The organism is Alcanivorax sp. 97CO-5 (assembly GCF_000524665.1).
GTDB lineage: Bacteria > Pseudomonadota > Gammaproteobacteria > Pseudomonadales > Alcanivoracaceae > Alcanivorax > Alcanivorax borkumensis.
This window is the reverse complement of record NZ_KI965880.1, coordinates 55,725-69,593: the sequence shown is the minus strand read 5'-3', so window position 1 is coordinate 69,593 and position 13,869 is coordinate 55,725. Positions and strand designations below refer to the sequence as shown.

The following is a 13,869-nucleotide window of genomic DNA, read 5'->3' as shown; positions in this document are numbered from 1 at the left end:
CAATGCAGCCTGATAAAAGTAAATCCGGAGTAACTTCGGACCCGCGAAAACACGCCATCGACCAATGGGTAAGTGCTTACCTTGGAGAATCAGTGGTTGGTGAGCCTGCGTCAGCGGATGCCAGCTTCCGTCGTTATTTCCGTTATTTTCATGGGGATAGCAGCTTGGTGGCCATGGATGCGCCGCCGACACAGGAAAATTGTCGCCCTTTCGTGGATATCGCCGGGCGCCTTAAACGAGCAGGTCTGCATGTGCCAGATATTGTTCATCAGGATTTGCAGCAGGGCTTTTTGTTGCTCAGCGATATGGGCACGCAGACGTGGCTGAACGCCCTAAATGAGGCTAATGCCGATGAGTGGTATAGCGCTGCCATCGATACCCTGATTACCCAGCAATTGCATGCCGATACCGCGGGGCTGCCGCAGTACGATGAAGCATTGCTGCAACGGGAGCTGGAACTGTTCCCCCAGTGGTACCTGTTCCGCCATCGTGAAAAGGTGGTCACCGGAGAGTTGCGCCAACGGTTGGACCGGGTGTTTGATGTGCTGATTCGTTCAGCCTTAGCGCAGCCGCAGGTATTTGTGCATCGCGATTATATGCCGCGTAATCTAATGGTGTCCGACCCGAATCCTGGGGTGATCGATTTTCAGGATGCGGTGGCCGGCCCCATCAGCTATGACGTGATCAGCCTGTTTAAGGATGCTTTTTTGAGCTGGCCAGAAGAGCGCGTGCTTGGCTGGCTGGGCGAGTATTTCGACAAGGCCACGGCGGCAGGGCTGCCGGTGCCGGCGGACTTCGATACCTTCTTGCGCGATTGCGACCTGATGGGCGCCCAGCGTCATATCAAGGTGATCGGTATTTTTGCGCGTATCTGCCACCGCGATGGCAAGCCCAAGTATTTGGGCGATGTGCCGCGTTTCTTTGCTTACTTGCGCACGGTCATCGCCCGGCGCCCGGAGCTTTGCGATCTACAGTGGGTTCTCGATCAGATCGAGGACAACCAGTGAAGGCCATGATCCTGGCCGCCGGCTACGGCAAGCGCATGCGCCCGCTCACCGACCACACCCCCAAGCCGCTATTGCAGGCGGGGGGCAAGGCGTTGATCGAATATCATATTGAAGCGTTGCGCGATGCCGGCATTGAATCCTTAGTGATTAATACCGGTTGGTTGGGCGAGAAGCTGGTGGCCTTCCTGGGAGAGGGTACTCGCTACGGCATTCCCCTTGTTTACTCCCATGAAGGTACACCGCTGGAAACCGCTGGGGGCATCAAGCGAGCGCTGCCGTTGCTGGGCGATCAGCCGTTTGTGCTGATTAACGGAGATATTTGGACCGATTTTGACCTGACTCGGCTAGTGGATAATCGCCCGGACCCGGTGCATCTGGTGCTGGTGAATAACCCGGAACATCACCCGAAAGGGGATTTTCATCTGACAGACACGAGCCGCTTGCGCGATAATGCCGAGCCTAAGCTCACCTATGCCGGTATTGGCCGTTTTGACCCTGCTATTTTTGCGCAGTTAGCGGACGGTGAAGCGAAGCTGGCGCCGGTGTTGCGTGCGGCCATGGCCGACGATGCGGCCAGCGGCGAGCATCATGCAGGGCAGTGGTGGGATATCGGCACCCCGGAACGTCTCGCGGAACTGGATCGACTGCTCAGCGGCACCTGATCCAGTACTGAAATTGATTGTTTTGTGAGATCGGTGCAATCACCGCTCCACAGTGACGCTGTCACAACTCATGCATTTTAAGGAATTGTCATGCCCAAGCAGGACTATCTGATCGCCCCCTCCATCCTTGCCGCCAACTTTGCCCGTTTAGGCGAAGAGTGCGATGCGGTGCTGGCGGCCGGCGCCGATGTGATCCATTTTGACGTGATGGACAACCATTACGTGCCTAACCTGACCATCGGCCCCATGGTCTGCAAGGCCCTGCGCGACCACGGCATCAGCGCCCCCATAGACGTGCACCTTATGGTCAGCCCGGTGGATGAATTGATCAGCATGTTCGCCGAAGCCGGGGCCAGCTACATCACCTTTCACCCGGAAGCCAGCCAGCACGTGGACCGTTCCCTGCAGCTGATTAAGAGCTATGGTTGCAAGGCTGGGCTGGTGCTCAACCCGGCGACACGCCCGGATTGCCTGGAATACGTGATGGACAAGCTGGATATGATCCTGCTGATGAGTGTGAACCCAGGCTATGGCGGCCAGACGTTTATTCCCTCTACCTTGGATAAAACCCGCGCTGTGCGCCAACTGATCGACGCTAGCGGCTACGACATCCGCCTGGAAGTGGACGGCGGCGTCTCTGAAAAGAACATCCGCGAAGTGGCCGCTGCCGGCGCCGATACCTTCGTGGCCGGCTCGGCCATCTTCGGTAAAGAAAATTACGCCGCCGTTATCCAGCAAATGCGCGATGAGCTGGCGCAGGCTTAACGGCCTAGGGCGCTCAGGAGGGAACCGAATGGTCATAATGTTGCCTTATCCCTCCATGCGCTACGCCATTCCTTCACTTTGTTGTTTGCTGCTCCTGCTGGCCGGTTGTGCCGGCAGGGCCCCGGCTGGCGCGCCTCCATCCGTGCAAACCCCTGTTGCTCCCACTCGCTCGGCAACTGTCGGCACCGCACCGGATCTCCAAGCCCAGCAGGAATTGGATGCGCTAGTGGCGCAAGTAATGTCCGAAGCGCCCCCGCCCCCCCTGCTTATGTCACTGGAAGCTCAGCACGAAGACTGGAAAGGTGTCCCCTATCGTTACGGTGGTCTGAGCCCCCGCGGCGTGGACTGCTCCGGCTTCGTCTACCTCACCTTTCAGTCGCGCTTGGGTATGGAAGTCCCGCGCACCACCCTTGAGCTGCTGAAAAGCGGGAAAAAGGTAAAGCGCGGTGACATTCGTGTGGGTGACCTGGTGTTCTTCCGCACTGGGCCTGGCAATCGCCATGTGGGAATTTACATGGGGGGCGATGAATTTATGCATGCGTCGGTGAGTAAGGGGGTGATGCAGTCGTCGCTGCACAACCCCTATTGGAGTCAGCGCTATTGGCAGGCTCGGCGGTTGGTGAATCGGTAGCACACGTTCGATATTACTCTTAAGAAATCCCCCGGATTCCCAGCGTCTCCCGAAATCACAGCCAAGACTAAACCCGCTAGAAAAGCGCGCGCCCCTTGCCGCCAGGACACCTCCTGCCCCAGCCTCATTGTTTATCGAATTCCTGCCCGTTTTCACCCTCACGCAAGCTGAATATGTAGGATATGGCTTACATAAATTTGTAAGTGGTTGATTGGTGTTTTTTTAGAAGAGGGCGATGGAGCTCGCTGTAGGGGGCTGTTGCTGTTAGGTGGCTTGCGAGTCGGATAGTAGCGTGGCGACGATGTTGTTTCAGCGTTTTTGTAGCACTGAGACGGTGGTCAACCCGCTTCCTCCAACGGCTTCCCTTGCGGATCTACAAACCGCACATCCCGCACGGTGAGAGCCTGGCCCTGTTGGTTGTGAACCGCTACCGGGGCCAGCGGTTCGCCGGTTTGGCGGTCCACCAGTTTCATGGTGTCTTTCTCGCCGTTCCAGCGTTCGCTCCACTGGCGCAGGGCGGTGATGACGGTAAACAGATCCCGGCCCTTGTCGGTGAGGCGGTATTCGTAGCGCTTGCCGTGTTCGCCCACGTCCACACGCACCATAACGCCGTTATCCACCAACCGCGATAGACGGTTGCAGAGGATGTTTTTGGCGATGCCCAGGCTATGCTGGAAATCCACAAAGCGGCGGGTGCCCAGCATGGCCTGCTTGACCACCAGCAGGGACCACCAGTCACCAACCTCATTGAGGGCGCAGGCTACGGAGCAGCCCATGTCGTCGAAGCGTTTACGTGTCATGGCGGCAGTATAGATCAGAATGGTTGCATTAAGAAACCAAATAAGGTTTTATTACGCAACTAAATTGAATTGACCGCCCATGATGGCGGATGCGCTGATTCTGTTTGTTTGTTGGGAAAATACGGTTGAAAGGGCTACTGCGAGGGTGCTTGCCATTGCTAGCCCCTTTTTTTGTTACCTCCAATGCTCACGCCGAGCCAGGTACGGGCTCGGCTTAGAGAGTGAATAAACGAAGATTGATTAGGAGAGCCTCATGAGTAGTTCCCTGGATAGCCTGTTGCGTCCTTTTGAACTTAAGTCTTTGAAAATGCGTAATCGAGTGGCCATGGCGCCCATGACGCGCACCTTTTCTCCGGGTTATGTGCCTAATGATCAGGTGGTGGGCTATTACCAGCGCCGAGCCGAGGGCGAGGTGGGCCTGATCATTACCGAGGGTACTTTTGTGGGCCACAAGGCCGCCAATGGTTATGAGGGTGTGCCGGCTATTTATGGCGATGAGGCCATGGCGGGTTGGAAGAAAGTGGTGGACGCGGTGCACGCTGCCGGTGGGCAGATCATTCCACAGTTGTGGCATGTGGGCTCAGTGCGTAAGCCGGGTATTGGCCCGGACAAGGATGTGCCTGCTTATTCGCCTTCCGGTTTGTTTAAGCCGGGTAAAAAAAATGGCGAAGCTATGAGCAAAGCGGATATCCAGGATGTGATTCGTGCTTTTGCTGAATCTGCCAAGGCGGCTAAAGAGGTGGGCTTTGATGGGGTCGAGATTCATGGTGCCCATGGTTATCTACTCGATCAGTTTTTCTGGGAAGGCACCAATCAGCGTGATGATGAGTACGGTGGGTCCATCGAGAACCGTGCCCGTTTTGGTATCGAGATTGTTAAGGCGGTACGCGAGGCGGTAGGTGAGGACTTCGCCATCGTGCTGCGTTTTTCCCAGTGGAAGCAGCAAGATTACGAGGCAAAGCTGGCTCATAATCCAGAAGAGCTGGAGCGCTTCCTGATGCCGTTTGTGGAGGCCGGTGTCGATGTGTTTCACGCGTCTACGCGCCGTTTTTGGTTGCCAGAATTTGAGGGGTCCGATCTGAACTTGGCAGGTTGGACTAAAAAGATTACGGGTAAGCCGGTGATTTCTGTGGGCAGCGTGGGTTTGGATGGCGACTTCCTCAATAGCCCAGAAGGCATGGGTGGAACGGCTAACCCGACGGGGCTTGATGAGCTGGAGCGGCGCATGGATAACGACGAGTTCGACATAATTGCCGTGGGCCGTGCGTTGCTGCAGGACCCGAACTGGTTGGTGAAAATACGTGAGGGTAAGGAAGACGAAATTGCGCCGTTCACTAAGGCTGCGCTGGGCAGCTTGAGTTAAGAGTGAAAGGTTAAAAGTTGAAATGCGGGCCGGGGTTTACCAGGGCCGATAACATAGAGGCCGCGCCCAGATCTGGACGCGGCCTCTTTCGTTTCAGTAACACGCTTCGCTTTGTTCCTGCCGCTGGCTTTTGTGTTTCAGGTGGCTTGGGCCTCAAACGGTGTTGCAGCCCAAGCTCGTAGCGTGTCGCTCACTCCTCTGCCTGCTCCTCCAGCGACTGGTTAACGGCTAGCGCCAGCAGGGTGCAAATAACGCCGGATAGCAGGTATACGGTCACCGACATGAGTCCGAATTTGGCGGACAGGCCCAAGGCGACCAGCGGGGCGAAGGCGGCACCGAACAACCAAGCGAAATCAGAAGTGAGGGCGGCGCCGGTGTAGCGAAAGCGCGGGGCGAAGTTGGCCGTCACTGTGCCGGATGCTTGGCCGTAGGACACTCCGAGCAAAGCAAAGCCCAGCAGAATGAAGGTGTCTTGCATGACCGGGCTACCGCCCATTAGCAGTGGGGTGAGAAGGCTGAATACGCCAATCATGGCGGCCAGGGCGCCCACGGTGGTGCGTTTGCCGATGCGGGCGGCGATCCAGCCGGAGCCGATGGTGGCGATGATGCCCACGAAGCCACCCAATACTTGTACGGTGAGCACTTCGGCGGTGGTCTGGCTGCCCTGGAAGGCAATCCATGACAGTGGAAAAATGGTTACCACATGAAATAGCGCATAGCTGGCCAAGGCGGCAAAGGAGCCGATAAAAATATTGTGGCCCTCCTCTCGCACCATCTCGCTGGTGCGAATGGGTTCCAGTTCACTTTCCTGCATGGCTTCGGTGTATTCCTCGCCTAGCACCAAGCGCAGCCGCGCGAATAGGGCGACCACGTTGATGGCGAATGCCACGAAGAACGGATAACGCCAACCCCAGCTCATGAAATCCGCAGCGCTCAGGCTGTTATAAAGATACAGGAACAGGGCGCTGGCGATCACGAAGCCAAGGGGGGCGCCCAGCTGGCCAATCATGGTGTACCAGCTGCGGCTTTCTTTGGGGGCGTTTAGGGCCAGTAATGAAGGGAGGCCATCCCAGGAACCGCCGAAGGCGATCCCTTGCATCATCCGAAACAGGGCCAGCAGCACGATGGCATGGCCGCCGAGTTGTTCATAACCGGGCAGGAAGGCAATGCCCGCAGTGGCTGTGCCGAGAAGGAAGAGGGCGGTGGTGAGTTTGATGCCGCGGCCCCACTGTCGCTGGATCCACATGAACAGGGCGGTACCAAAGGGCCGTGCCACAAAGGCCAGCGCAAACACCATGAAGGCATAGAGCATTCCTTGCAGCTGACCGGTAAACGGGAAGAACAGCTGAGGAAAGATCAGCACGGAGGCGATGCCGTAGACAAAAAAGTCGAAATACTCGGAGGTACGGCCGATGACCACACCCACGGCGATTTCGTTTGGGGCCACGGAGCTGTGGCCGGGTTTGCTCGGCATCGAAGCCGAAGAGGTCTGAGACATGTTTTGCGCTCTTCACCAGAGTTGTTGTTAGGGCTCGGAATAACGGTTTGCATGTTTTGAGCAATGTTGAGTGGGAAAACCGTTATTAAAAGGCTCCTTTGTGCATTGATTTCCATCAAGAATATTTAGACTTTAAGCCTATGGGACAAAATGTCCAATACCGGCTACTGATGCCCTTGGATAGAGTCCCGGCTACTTAAAAGCCAACCAGAAGATTCGCCAATGCAATTATTCAAATACTTGCGTGGAGCGTCGTTGACGTTGCTTGTCACCGCCTTGCTTGCGGGTTGCGACGCAGTCGTGATGTCCCCCTCTGGTGACGTGGCCGTGCAACAACGGGATCTGCTTGTGTGGGCCACGGTCTTGATGCTGCTTGTCATTGTGCCGGTGATCGTGCTGACGCTGTGGTTTGCTTGGCATTACCGGGAAGCCAACACGAAAGCCAACTACAAACCCGATTGGAACCATTCCACCGTGCTGGAACTGGTGATCTGGTCTGTTCCCCTCATGATTATCATCGCGCTGGGCGCCATGACCTGGGTGAGTACCCATAAGTTAGACCCCTACCGTCCGCTGGACCGCATTGATGCGCACACACCGGTGCCGGCGACGCTGGAGCCGCTCACCGTGGAAGTGGTGGCGCTGGATTGGAAGTGGTTGTTTATCTATCCGGAGCAGGGAATTGCCACCGTCAATGAATTGGCGGCGCCGGTGAATCATCCTATTCGCTTCAAGATTACCGCCTCTACCATGATGAATTCTTTCTTTATTCCGGCCATGGCCGGGCAGATCTATGCCATGGCAGGCATGGAAACAAAGCTACACGGGGTGATCAACGAGCCGGGTGTCTATAAAGGCTTTTCGGCTAACTACAGTGGCGCGGGTTACTCACAGATGAAGTTTGATTTCCACGGGTTAAGCGAAGAGGACTTCGATGACTGGGTGGCGAAGGTGAAGGCCAGCGAGGGAAATCTGAGCCGTGATGAATACCTGCAACTGGAAGCGCCGAGTATTGATGAACCGGTGAGCTATTACGGTGAAGTGGATCCAACACTTTACTACGGCATTTTTAATCGCTGTGTAGAGCCAGGCCAAGTCTGTATGGAAGACATGATGTACCACGCAGGGATGAATAAGCATGCAGGGCATCACGCTGATGCCAAGGCTAACCATGAAGGTCATCAAGATCACGAAGGTAATGCCGGCCACCCGCACCATGGAGGCCACCATGAATAAATTTTTCCTGATCGCAAACGCAGTAGGTGCCGCCCATGTTTGAGAACCTGGATCTGATCAAACTGATCTTTGGTCGCCTTACCTGGGAGGCAATCCCCTTCCATGATCCGATCATCCTCAGCACCTTTGCCATGGTGGCGCTGGGGGGAGTCGCGGTGCTGGCGGCGCTGACGCGCTATAAGCTGTGGGGCTACCTGTGGAATGAATGGTTCACTACCATCGACCACAAGAAAATCGGCATCATGTACATCATCCTTGGCTTGGTAATGCTGCTGCGCGGCTTCGCTGATGCGATCATGATGCGCCTTCATCAAGCGATGGCCTTTGGTGATGCCACCGGCTATCTGCCGCCTCACCACTACGATCAGATCTTCACCGCCCATGGCGTGATCATGATTTTTTTCGTGGCCATGCCACTGGTGACCGGGATCATGAATTATCTGATTCCGTTGCAAATCGGCACCCGCGATGTGGCTTTCCCGTTTCTGAATAATTTCAGTTTTTGGATGACTACCGGTGGTGCTGTACTGCTGATGGTGTCTCTGTTTGTGGGTGAGTTTGCTAAGACGGGTTGGCTGGCCTATCCGCCGTTATCGGGCATTTTGCAGAGCCCTGGGGTGGGGGTGGACTACTACATCTGGGCGTTGCAGATTGCCGGGGTGGGGACGCTGTTATCCGGGGTTAACCTGTTGGTGACCATCGTCAAGATGCGGGCCCCGGGCATGAGCCTGATGAAGATGCCGGTGTTCACCTGGACCTCCCTGTGCACCAATATCTTGATTGTGGCGGCGTTCCCGGTACTCACTGCAGTGCTGGCCATGCTGTCGATGGATCGCTACCTGGACACGGCTTTCTTCACCAATGATCTTGGTGGCAACGCCATGATGTATGTGAATTTGATCTGGATCTGGGGGCACCCCGAGGTGTACATCCTGATTTTGCCGGTGTTCGGTATTTTCTCGGAGATCGTGTCTACCTATAGCCGCAAGCCGCTGTTCGGTTACACCTCTATGGTTTATGCGACCGTGGTAATTACCGTGCTGTCGTACTTGGTGTGGCTGCACCATTTCTTCACCATGGGGTCGGGGGCCAGTGTGAATTCGTTCTTCGGTATTACCACGATGATTATCTCGATACCGACCGGTGCGAAGATATTCAACTGGTTGTTCACCATGTTCCGTGGCCGGATCAGGTTCGACGTGCCCATGCTATGGACCTTGGGCTTTATGGTGACCTTTGTTATTGGTGGCATGACTGGGGTGCTGCTGGCGGTGCCGCCGGTGGATTTCGTGCTGCATAACAGCCTGTTTCTGATTGCCCACTTCCATAACGTGATTATTGGCGGGGTGCTGTTCGGCCTGTTCGCGGGTATCACTTATTGGTTCCCCAAAGCCACCGGTTACAAGCTGGATGAATTCTGGGGCAAGATGTCCTTCTGGTTCTGGCTGATTGGTTTCTACTTCGCCTTTATGCCGTTGTACGTACTCGGTTTGATGGGCGTAACCCGTCGTGTCAGCCACTTTGAAGATATGTCCTTGCAGATCTGGTTTCAGATAGCCGCCTTTGGTGCAGTGTTGATCGCCGTGGGGATCGCGTCTTTCATCATTCAGCTGGTGGTGAGCTTTATGCGCCGCGAGTCACTCAAGGACGAAACCGGAGATCCATGGGATGGCCGCACCCTAGAGTGGTCCACCTCGTCACCACCCCCTCCCTACAACTTTGCGTTCACTCCGCGAGTGCATCAGTTAGACGCTTGGTGGCAGATGAAACAGCATGGCTTCCAGCGTCCTGAGTCCGGCTTTATTGCGATTCATATGCCCAAGGGCACCTGGGCGGGCATTGTGCTCTCGGGTATCAGTGTTGCCATCGGCTTTGCCATGATTTGGCACATGTGGCTGCTGGCTGGCGTATCTTTTGTGGCGCTGATCGGCACAGTGATCTATCACACCTTCAATTACGACCGGGAGTACTACATTCCGGCGGAAGAAGTAGAGCGGATTGAAGCAGAACGTACTCGGGTGCTTGCCAATGTCTGATAACACCATGACGGCTAACGCGAACAGCACGCACGATGGCCAGCTGGAGTTTCTGGTAAAGGGGGATCATCACCCCCAGAACGGAACCTTGCTGGGTTTCTGGATCTACCTGATGAGCGACTGTCTGATCTTCGCTTGTCTGTTTGCGACCTACGGGGTGCTCAGCCGCAGCTATGCGGGTGGGCCCACAGGCATGGAGCTGTTTGACCTGAGCCTGATTGCCGTCAATACCTCATTGTTATTGGTATCGTCTATCACCTATGGCTTCGCCATGCTGCAGATGCAGGCAAACAGGGTGAAGGGCACCATGTTCTGGTTGGCCGTTACCGGCCTGCTGGGCTTGGGCTTTTTAAGCTTGGAATTGTATGAGTTCCATCATCTGATCCACGTGGGTGCCGGCCCGCAAACCAGTGGTTTCTGGACGGCCTTCTTTGCGTTGGTGGGCACTCACGGTTTGCATGTGTTCTTCGGCATCGTGTGGTTGGTGACGCTGTTGTTCCAGCTGAAAAAACACGGCCTGATTCAGGAAAACAAGCGCCGGGTGTTCTGCCTGTCCATGTTCTGGCACTTCCTGGACGTGGTTTGGGTTGGCGTGTTCACTTACGTTTATCTGATGGGAGTGCTGCCATGAGCGAGCATACACACGATCATGATCATAACGACGCGGACATTCCCCACGTTTCCTTGAAGGAATATGCCACCGGGTTTGTGCTGGCGGTAATTCTTACGGTGATTCCGTTCTGGTTGGTGATGGGCGGCGTATTTGAAAGCTCTGCCACCACGGTGATGGTGATTTTGGGTTTTGCGTTAGTGCAGATTGTGGTGCATATGGTGTTCTTCCTGCACATGAACTTCCATTCGGAAGGGGGCTGGAACATGCTGGCGCTGATGTTTACGTTGATTCTGGTATTTATTACCTTGGCCGGTTCACTGTGGGTAATGCATAACCTGAATGTAAACATGATGCCCGGGATGATGGAGGGGGCGTCTCTGCATTCCCCCTTGCATGCTCAGGCATGCTGACCCGAGGGCGCAATAGGCACTTCCGACCACGCTGAGCAAGCAAGGGGGCATGCACGCCCCGGTCGCAACACCTCACACGCACTCATGCGTAGGGCGGAGATCGGCGTTGCCGGTCTCCGTCTTTTTCTCCCCTCCACGTTTGAAGAGGCATGACCATGGCTCGCCGGCGTATTCATTCTTTCCTGTTTCTGCTGTTAACCGCGGTGGCCTTCGTTGGGTTTGTGGCGTTGGGTGTTTGGCAGGTGAAGCGGCTGGCCTGGAAGGAAGATTTGATCGCTCGCGTGGACACTCGGGTGCACGCCGAAGCGATGCTCGCCCCGTCGCAACATGACTGGCCCACTGTCAGTGAGGACACCCATGAATATCTTCATGTTAGTGTCCGTGGCCGATATCAGCCCCAGGCTGTTGCGTTGGTGTCGGCAGCCACCGAAGCGGGGCAAGGCTACTGGCTGATGGCACCGTTACAGCGTGCCGATGGTAGCTGGGTGTATGTGAACCAGGGGTTTGTACCCCAGCAGCAACGCCAGGCTGCACAATCGGGTGAATATACGCCGGCTGAGCTGGTCACTGTCACCGGGCTGTTGCGCCTTAGCCATCCGGGCGGGGGCGTATTGCGAGATAATGTGCCTGACGAGAATCGCTGGTACTCACGGGATGTGAAGGCCATGGCCGAGCGGAATGGTTTGTCTCCGGTGGCTCCCTATTTTATCGATGCGCAAGCCGATGACAGTGAGCTACCCGTGGGGGGGCTTACCGTCATTCATTTCCGTAATAATCATCTAGTCTACGCCATCACTTGGTTTGCCCTTGCCTTCGGCATGGTGCTGGCGGCCTGGCTGGTGCTACGGGATTCACCCCGAACGCGCTAAACTGGGGCTATGGAAATCATGTCATCGTCCTCACCCTCTAAGACTCCTCCATCGGGATCGTTATTTTCTGCACTGCGCCGCAGTAGCGACGACCTGACCGGCCGCAAGAACCTGCAGTTACTGATACAGCTGCGCTGGATTGCCATGTTTGGCCAGTTCGCCACTATTTTGGTGGTTAATTACGGCTTTGATATTGAGCTACCCGTGGCGCAAATGCTGATGGTGCTGTTTGGTCTGCTGTTGCTCAATGCGGTCAGTTTGTTGCGAATGAGGCTGCCAAAGAGCATTGGCAATACCGAGTTATTCCTTTCCCTGCTGATTGATGTGGCCACGCTGACCATGCTGTTGGCGTTGAGCGGCGGTGCTTCGAACCCGTTTGTGTTTCTGTATTTACTGCAAGTGATTCTGGGTGCGGTGTTGCTGGAGGTGTGGTCTACCTGGGTGATTCTGGTGACCACCACATTGTGCTTCGGCTGGCTGGCCTGGTATGGCCACCCATTGCCTATGCCGTTGGATCATTCCGAAGGGCTATTCAGTCTTTATATCGAAGGCATGTTTATCTGTTTTGTGCTCAATGGTGTGCTGCTAGTGGTTTTCATTAACCGTATTACCCGTAATCGACGTCAGCGTGACGAGCATCTGGCACAGTTGCGCCAGCGAGCAGCAGAAGAAGAGCACATTGTGCGTATGGGGTTGTTGGCTTCCGGCGCGGCCCACGAGCTGGGAACGCCGCTGGCGACCCTGTCCGTGATTCTGGGTGACTGGAGGCACATGGAGCCGTTCAAATCCAATGGTGATTTGGCCCAGGAAATTACTGAGATGCAGACACAGGTACTTCGCTGCAAATCTATTGTTAGCGGTATCTTGTTATCGGCGGGCGAGGCACGGGGGGAATCTTCAGAAGGAACTACGGTACGCGCGTTTCTGGATGATTTGGTGGACGAGTGGCGCGAAACGCGCCCGGTGAAAGATTTTTCTTATAGCAATGAGTTTGGGGAAGACCTGAGTATCGTGTCCGACTCAGCCCTCCGGCAGAGCATTCATAATGTATTGGATAACGCACTGGAAGCCTCGCCACATTGGGTGCGGCTGAGTGTGTACCGTGAAGGTAAAACCCTGCTGGTGTCGGTGGCAGACCGGGGGCCGGGCTTCGCACAGGAAATGCTCGACAATCTTGGTCGCCCCTATCAGTCCAGCAAGGGGCGACCGGGCAGTGGCCTTGGGCTGTTTTTAGTGATGAATGTACTGCGCACGTTAGGGGGGAATCTGAAAGCGAGTAATTTGGTGCAGGGCGGCGCATTAGTAACGTTGTCTTTGCCACTTTCCGTGGTCGCCCTGAAACAGGAAAGAGGAGAAACCAACGGTGACTGATACGTTGCAGGACGAAAAACTGCTATTGATTGTAGAAGATGATGACGCCTTTGCTCGCACCTTGACCCGTTCGTTCGAGAGGCGAGGATATCGAGTTATTCATGCGGATAGCTTGGAGTCGATGCAGGCTTTGCTAAAAAGCCATGAGCCTGGTTTTGCCGTAGTCGACCTGAAGCTTAAGGGTGACTCGTCTGGATTGGCCTGCGTGCAGGCGTTGCACGAGCATGCTGAAGACATGCTGATTGTGGTGCTTACAGGCTATGCCAGTATTGCTACGGCAGTGGAAGCGGTGAAGCTGGGAGCCTGCCATTACCTAGCGAAGCCCTCCAATACGGATGATATTGAAGAGGCCTTCAGCCGGGCGGAGGGTAATGCCGAGGTGTCCCTTACCGCACGTGCCACTAATCTCAAGACTCTGGAGTGGGAGCGCATCCACGAAACGCTGGCGCAAACGGGGTTTAATATCTCAGAAACCGCCCGCCGCCTTGGTATGCACCGTCGCACTTTGGCCCGCAAGCTGGAAAAACAGCGGGTTAAGTGAACACTGCCAACATCAATGGCCGAGCCCACGTTCTCAGATCAGTGTGGAGGCCATGCTTTGCCATCAG

At 55.5% G+C, this 13,869-nt stretch carries 14 protein-coding genes; 12 read left to right on the top strand and 2 right to left on the bottom strand.

The window, feature by feature from the left end:
• Positions 1 to 2: 2 nt before the first annotated feature.
• The 4 genes from Y017_RS04250 to Y017_RS04235 all read left to right on the top strand — a co-directional run bounded on the left by Y017_RS04250 (position 3) and on the right by Y017_RS04235 (position 3,065).
• Entirely contained in the window at positions 3 to 1,007 is a 1,005-nt protein-coding gene (locus Y017_RS04250; RefSeq protein ID WP_011589323.1) for an aminoglycoside phosphotransferase family protein, read from the top strand.
• Entirely contained in the window at positions 1,004 to 1,669 is a 666-nt protein-coding gene (gene murU, locus Y017_RS04245) for an N-acetylmuramate alpha-1-phosphate uridylyltransferase MurU (protein WP_035459170.1), read from the top strand. Before Y017_RS04250 ends, murU begins: the two co-directional genes overlap by 4 nt.
• 90 nt (positions 1,670 to 1,759) lie before the next feature.
• Positions 1,760 to 2,434: a ribulose-phosphate 3-epimerase gene (gene rpe / locus Y017_RS04240; protein WP_035459168.1), complete on the top strand. Its 675-nt coding sequence runs from the start codon at positions 1,760 to 1,762 to the stop codon at positions 2,432 to 2,434.
• 28 nt (positions 2,435 to 2,462) lie between these two features.
• Positions 2,463 to 3,065 carry an NlpC/P60 family protein gene (locus Y017_RS04235; RefSeq protein WP_011589320.1) on the top strand — a complete coding sequence of 201 codons (603 nt, stop codon included), beginning with the start codon at positions 2,463 to 2,465 and terminating at the stop codon, positions 3,063 to 3,065.
• A gap of 338 nt (positions 3,066 to 3,403) precedes the next feature.
• Here the strand turns inward: Y017_RS04235 and Y017_RS04230 are convergent, their stop codons facing one another.
• Positions 3,404 to 3,865: a helix-turn-helix domain-containing protein gene (locus tag Y017_RS04230; protein ID WP_011589319.1), complete on the bottom strand. Its 462-nt coding sequence runs from the start codon at positions 3,863 to 3,865 to the stop codon at positions 3,404 to 3,406.
• 253 nt (positions 3,866 to 4,118) lie between these two features.
• Here Y017_RS04230 and Y017_RS04225 point away from each other — a divergent pair, with 253 nt between their 5' ends.
• Positions 4,119 to 5,228 (top strand): NADH:flavin oxidoreductase, encoded by a 1,110-nt coding sequence (locus Y017_RS04225; protein WP_011589318.1) that lies wholly within the window; start codon positions 4,119 to 4,121, stop codon positions 5,226 to 5,228.
• Positions 5,229 to 5,418: 190 nt separating this feature from the next.
• On the opposite strand, the gene Y017_RS04220 is transcribed toward Y017_RS04225, so the two are convergent.
• Positions 5,419 to 6,726 carry an MFS transporter gene (locus tag Y017_RS04220; RefSeq protein WP_035459166.1) on the bottom strand — a complete coding sequence of 436 codons (1,308 nt, stop codon included), beginning with the start codon at positions 6,724 to 6,726 and terminating at the stop codon, positions 5,419 to 5,421.
• Positions 6,727 to 6,948: 222 nt separating this feature from the next.
• On the opposite strand from Y017_RS04220, the gene cyoA reads away from it, so the two are divergent.
• The 7 genes from cyoA to Y017_RS04185 all read left to right on the top strand — a co-directional run bounded on the left by cyoA (position 6,949) and on the right by Y017_RS04185 (position 13,802).
• Complete coding sequence (cyoA, locus tag Y017_RS04215; RefSeq protein ID WP_011589316.1) at positions 6,949 to 7,962, top strand: ubiquinol oxidase subunit II; 1,014 nt, start codon at positions 6,949 to 6,951, stop codon at positions 7,960 to 7,962.
• Positions 7,963 to 7,997: 35 nt separating this feature from the next.
• Positions 7,998 to 9,998 carry a cytochrome o ubiquinol oxidase subunit I gene (gene cyoB / locus Y017_RS04210; RefSeq protein ID WP_035459164.1) on the top strand — a complete coding sequence of 667 codons (2,001 nt, stop codon included), beginning with the start codon at positions 7,998 to 8,000 and terminating at the stop codon, positions 9,996 to 9,998.
• On the top strand, positions 9,991 to 10,629 hold the full coding sequence (gene cyoC, locus Y017_RS04205) for a cytochrome o ubiquinol oxidase subunit III (RefSeq protein WP_035459162.1): 639 nt from the start codon (positions 9,991 to 9,993) through the stop codon (positions 10,627 to 10,629). The genes cyoB and cyoC overlap by 8 nt, the downstream gene beginning before the upstream one ends.
• Positions 10,626 to 11,021: a cytochrome o ubiquinol oxidase subunit IV gene (cyoD, locus tag Y017_RS04200; protein ID WP_011589313.1), complete on the top strand. Its 396-nt coding sequence runs from the start codon at positions 10,626 to 10,628 to the stop codon at positions 11,019 to 11,021. Before cyoC ends, cyoD begins: the two co-directional genes overlap by 4 nt.
• 155 nt (positions 11,022 to 11,176) lie before the next feature.
• Positions 11,177 to 11,890: an SURF1 family protein gene (locus Y017_RS04195; protein ID WP_231483392.1), complete on the top strand. Its 714-nt coding sequence runs from the start codon at positions 11,177 to 11,179 to the stop codon at positions 11,888 to 11,890.
• Between the two features lie 18 nt (positions 11,891 to 11,908).
• The gene (locus Y017_RS04190) at positions 11,909 to 13,261 is read left to right on the top strand and encodes an ATP-binding protein (protein ID WP_231483391.1); all 1,353 of its coding nucleotides are present in this window, start codon (positions 11,909 to 11,911) and stop codon (positions 13,259 to 13,261) included.
• Complete coding sequence (locus Y017_RS04185; RefSeq protein ID WP_011589310.1) at positions 13,254 to 13,802, top strand: response regulator transcription factor; 549 nt, start codon at positions 13,254 to 13,256, stop codon at positions 13,800 to 13,802. Before Y017_RS04190 ends, Y017_RS04185 begins: the two co-directional genes overlap by 8 nt.
• Positions 13,803 to 13,869 lie beyond the last annotated feature (67 nt).

Bases quoted from the DNA above. Each gene is read 5' to 3' on its own strand.
- Y017_RS04250 (WP_011589323.1), top strand. From the start codon at position 3: ATGCAGCCTGATAAAAGTAAATCCGGAGTAACTTCGGACCCGCGAAAA.
- rpe (WP_035459168.1), top strand. From the start codon at position 1,760: ATGCCCAAGCAGGACTATCTGATCGCCCCCTCCATCCTTGCCGCCAAC.
- Y017_RS04235 (WP_011589320.1), top strand. From the start codon at position 2,463: ATGGTCATAATGTTGCCTTATCCCTCCATGCGCTACGCCATTCCTTCA.
- Y017_RS04230 (WP_011589319.1), bottom strand. From the start codon at position 3,865: ATGACACGTAAACGCTTCGACGACATGGGCTGCTCCGTAGCCTGCGCC.
- Y017_RS04225 (WP_011589318.1), top strand. From the start codon at position 4,119: ATGAGTAGTTCCCTGGATAGCCTGTTGCGTCCTTTTGAACTTAAGTCT.
- Y017_RS04220 (WP_035459166.1), bottom strand. From the start codon at position 6,726: ATGTCTCAGACCTCTTCGGCTTCGATGCCGAGCAAACCCGGCCACAGC.
- cyoA (WP_011589316.1), top strand. From the start codon at position 6,949: ATGCAATTATTCAAATACTTGCGTGGAGCGTCGTTGACGTTGCTTGTC.
- cyoB (WP_035459164.1), top strand. From the start codon at position 7,998: ATGTTTGAGAACCTGGATCTGATCAAACTGATCTTTGGTCGCCTTACC.
- cyoC (WP_035459162.1), top strand. From the start codon at position 9,991: ATGTCTGATAACACCATGACGGCTAACGCGAACAGCACGCACGATGGC.
- cyoD (WP_011589313.1), top strand. From the start codon at position 10,626: ATGAGCGAGCATACACACGATCATGATCATAACGACGCGGACATTCCC.
- Y017_RS04195 (WP_231483392.1), top strand. From the start codon at position 11,177: ATGGCTCGCCGGCGTATTCATTCTTTCCTGTTTCTGCTGTTAACCGCG.
- Y017_RS04190 (WP_231483391.1), top strand. From the start codon at position 11,909: ATGTCATCGTCCTCACCCTCTAAGACTCCTCCATCGGGATCGTTATTT.